Here is a 2,480-nt window from a genome sequence, read left to right as displayed (position 1 = left end):
ATTTGTAGCGGCTAAGACAAACCTCAATGCCGTTAGAAATGAGATCGCTACTGGTGGTTATTCGCTATACAACTTACGCGCCTCATATGACGATAAGAAATACCGTGTGAACTTTGGCATTGAAAACTTACTAAACAAGCTTTATGCATTACCGCAAGGCGGAGCATATCTGGGTCAAGGAAATACCATGTCAATGAATGGGGTCCCATGGGGAACTGCAGTTGCCGGAATGGGGAGAACATTCTATGTCTCTGCAAATATGAAGTTCTAGTAAAAATGATTTGATATGCATCAAATTACGTATGTGCTTTATCAGGAAAATTAATCATTATTTTTAAAAAAGGAGTTGGATATGTTTACAAAAACCTTGAAATCAGCAGTACTTGTAGTATTAGCCACTTTATCTCTATCAGTTTTTGCTGGTGCCAATGATCCGCTATTTGTGAGCTTGACTAGTGATGAACCACATCGTGCAACGATGGCATTTAACTTTGGATCGCATATGAATGCAGCTGGCCATCCATTAAGCGTTTTCTTGAGCGATAAAGGGGTTTACCTTGGCGTGAAATCCGGTGCAGCCAAGTATCCAGAACAGCAGAAGATGTTGGCTGAGATTATTGCTCAAGGTGGAGTAGTGATTATGTGCCCACTGTGCTTAAAGCACTACGGCTTTTCTGAAACTGATTTATTGCCTGGCATCAAAATGGGTGGCGCCAAGGTAACAGGTGAAGCCTTGTTTAAAGACAATACCAAGACAATGACCTGGTAATAGATTATTTTAAGTATTATTAGTTATGCATTTAATTCAGCACAGCAAGCTCGTTCACTGGATAGCTGCTTTGGCTATCTGGTTGGGTGCGCTTGCGCCTGCTGTTTCACAGGCTTTATCTTTGGCTAGTAATGGCCAAGGTTTTGTAGTTGAGATTTGCAGCACCAACGGCACAAAGATGACTCAGGTCATCGGTGATGATGAGCCTTCTTCGTCTTCAGCTATGGGTAGTCACTGCCCGTACTGCTTAGTTCAGCCAATCTATTTATTACCTAGCTTCAGCACATTTCAGTTTGTAACTCCTCTTGGTTATACAGTGCAAGCGAAATTTTCATATCAAGCCCCTCAGAGACTTTCTGCCTGGATCAGACTTCCTTCTAGAGCCCCTCCTACAGCCTCTTAGTTCCGTTTAGGTGCATGGTTTATCCATGTTGGATAAGAGTTGATGGTGATTCACCATAAATTGGGTTGGGAGTAATGATGAATTTAGCAAAACATATGATGCATCTGAAAATGCATATCAACATTGGTGCCATGATGGGTTTAATTGCCTGGCTTATTAGTCGAGGCATGCCATTATGAATCATTCTTGGTATTCAGCAAGAGGTCTAAAACGTGGTCTGCTATTAAGCCTTTTGGCTTGTGTAGTATGGATTGTAGGTATTTATAGCTTTATGCAGGCTCAGGCTGCTTATGAGGCTAGTAAGCCAAAATTTGAGATGACACCAGTTGGCCTTCAGTCCCATAATTGTGTGTATGAAACGAGGACATGATGAGCCGATTTTTCAATAAGCTAAAGAATCACCCTAAGGTTGCTCCTGGGATAGAGCGTAAGATTTTGCGTCACATTCCGCAGGTATTTATTTTTGGACTTCTGGGGCTTAGTTTGCCATCGCTTTTGGCTAGATTATTTCCAATTGCTGGTAGCGTTAGTGAGGTGCAGCGTTGGATCGGTACAGTAGATATCTATGTCATTAGCTTGATTGTGTTTTATTGCACAGCAATTTTCACAATTGGATTTGGGGCGCTTATTGTGATGATTATGAAAGGCCCAGCCTACGTAGCCGATGCCTATCCGCTGATCGATTTTGATAAGCCGTATTCCAGCAAGAAAAAGGAGGGCTAATCCATGTACGCCTTTTTTAACTCTTCAGGAAATGAAGATTCTGTGCGGCAATTGCTTCAGTCTGTTTCACAAGATTTGAATCTACCCCATAAGGAACTTGCTATTACTTACTGCGGACCAAGCTCGGTCAATAAATCCGATATCAGCCGCTTAAAACCAGAAGAATTAGCTAGCTATATTTGGACTACGCGTTATAGCGATGAATCTATTTTGGTCAAATTGCCAGTTGACCTTCCGTCTGATCAACTATTCATTCAAAAATATCAGTCTTCATATTTAGGATGTTTACCCAAGAAGGCCAAACGCATCTCCCTACGAAATATCGCCGCACAGTGTAAGAAAATTAAGTCCATGGAAAAGTACTGTAAACATTTTTCTTTATCCTTATTTGTCAATAAATCGACCGTAAAAGTAGACCCCTTAGCGGCCCAAGAAATTGATGGGATATTTTCCTTGCAAGCCAAAACCAATAAGCCTGCCTACCGTCTGATTGAGGAGCGCATTCATCAGCTAAGGGAGGAGCTATTTATGGCTCAAAACCCCTTCATTCGGAATTTTTAATACCATGGCGATATTCCGATTAAA

4 protein-coding genes and 1 pseudogene are annotated in these 2,480 nt (G+C 41.5%); all 5 read left to right on the top strand.

Annotation, left to right across the window (positions count from 1 at the left end; genetic code table 11):
- Positions 1 to 271 (top strand): annotated as a pseudogene (locus B7X71_RS15155) (TonB-dependent receptor); the annotation flags it as partial.
- Positions 272 to 352: 81 nt separating this feature from the next.
- Positions 353 to 769: a DsrE family protein gene (locus tag B7X71_RS15150; protein ID WP_293599363.1), complete on the top strand. Its 417-nt coding sequence runs from the start codon at positions 353 to 355 to the stop codon at positions 767 to 769.
- A 25-nt stretch (positions 770 to 794) separates the two neighbouring features.
- Complete coding sequence (locus B7X71_RS15145; protein ID WP_293599364.1) at positions 795 to 1,172, top strand: DUF2946 domain-containing protein; 378 nt, start codon at positions 795 to 797, stop codon at positions 1,170 to 1,172.
- Positions 1,173 to 1,541: 369 nt separating this feature from the next.
- The gene (locus B7X71_RS15140; RefSeq protein WP_293601291.1) at positions 1,542 to 1,895 is read left to right on the top strand and encodes a hypothetical protein; all 354 of its coding nucleotides are present in this window, start codon (positions 1,542 to 1,544) and stop codon (positions 1,893 to 1,895) included.
- 3 nt (positions 1,896 to 1,898) lie between these two features.
- Positions 1,899 to 2,456 carry a hypothetical protein gene (locus tag B7X71_RS15135; protein WP_293599366.1) on the top strand — a complete coding sequence of 186 codons (558 nt, stop codon included), beginning with the start codon at positions 1,899 to 1,901 and terminating at the stop codon, positions 2,454 to 2,456.
- Positions 2,457 to 2,480 lie beyond the last annotated feature (24 nt).

It is taken from the genome of Polynucleobacter sp. 39-46-10 (assembly GCF_002282275.1).
The sequence above is the reverse complement of the archived record's forward strand: the minus strand, read 5'-3'. Positions and strand labels throughout refer to the sequence as shown.

Excerpts from the sequence above, each read along its gene's own strand:
- B7X71_RS15150 (WP_293599363.1), top strand. The coding sequence starts at position 353 with ATGTTTACAAAAACCTTGAAATCAGCAGTACTTGTAGTATTAGCCACT.
- B7X71_RS15145 (WP_293599364.1), top strand. The coding sequence starts at position 795 with ATGCATTTAATTCAGCACAGCAAGCTCGTTCACTGGATAGCTGCTTTG.
- B7X71_RS15140 (WP_293601291.1), top strand. The coding sequence starts at position 1,542 with ATGAGCCGATTTTTCAATAAGCTAAAGAATCACCCTAAGGTTGCTCCT.
- B7X71_RS15135 (WP_293599366.1), top strand. The coding sequence starts at position 1,899 with ATGTACGCCTTTTTTAACTCTTCAGGAAATGAAGATTCTGTGCGGCAA.